The sequence below is a fragment of the Prevotella conceptionensis 9403948 genome (genome assembly GCF_000312305.1).
GTDB classification, from domain to species: Bacteria; Bacteroidota; Bacteroidia; order Bacteroidales; family Bacteroidaceae; genus Prevotella; species Prevotella conceptionensis.
Genome location: NZ_HE999508.1, coordinates 1 through 822, shown reverse-complemented (window position 1 = coordinate 822; position 822 = coordinate 1). Strand labels below are relative to the sequence as shown.

The 822-nt window shown below is 39.8% G+C and carries 1 pseudogene; it reads right to left on the bottom strand.

From position 1 onward, the window contains the following. Positions 1-638: 638 nt before the first annotated feature. A pseudogene (locus tag BN93_RS18195) lies at positions 639-822 on the bottom strand (IS66 family transposase); the annotation flags it as partial.

Below are 822 nucleotides of genomic sequence, written 5' to 3'. Positions count from 1 at the left end.
CTGCAAATGTACGAGTTTTCAAGCAAATCACAACCTATTTCGATGCGTGCAGGTAAGACCTATGTTGTTGGCGATACTGCAAATGTACGAGTTTTCAAGCAAATCACAACATCTAAGAAATTGCATCGATATTCGTTATAGTTGTTGGCGATACTGCAAATGTACGAGTTTTCAAGCAAATCACAACTTCAATTTATTGTTTAATTAAATTCGTTTTGTTGTTGGCGATACTGCAAATGTACGAGTTTTCAAGCAAATCACAACTGTACTTGTGAAATCGTCTTATTGGCAAGTGTTGTTGGCGATACTGCAAATGTACGAGTTTTCAAGCAAATCACAACTTGATTGCCTGCGAGTTTATAAGCCCCTCCGTTGTTGGCGATACTGCAAATGTACGAGTTTTCAAGCAAATCACAACTTGTTTGGGTTGAGTGATGAAAAAACTCTTGTTGTTGGCGATACTGCAAATGTACGAGTTTTCAAGCAAATCACAACTTGGTTGACAATTGACAATGTTATAAGCTAGTTGTTGGCGATACTGCAAATGTACGAGTTTTCAAGGTAAGCATCCAAAATTCGCCGTATTGATACTTCACAAAAAAGCCCTTATATGACGGGCGTCATATAAGGGCTTTATGTTATTTGCAGTTTATGGGCAGTAGTTTAATCAACTCATCCTCCTTCATGTCCAGCAAAGGTTTTGCTAAGACGTGCCTTAACCATCCGTAAGGTTCTATCCTTGCCTCCCTGCAACAGGCCATGAATGTATAGAAGATGGCATTGTTTTCCGCCCCCTCGTTGTTGCCGCAGAACAGGTAGTTT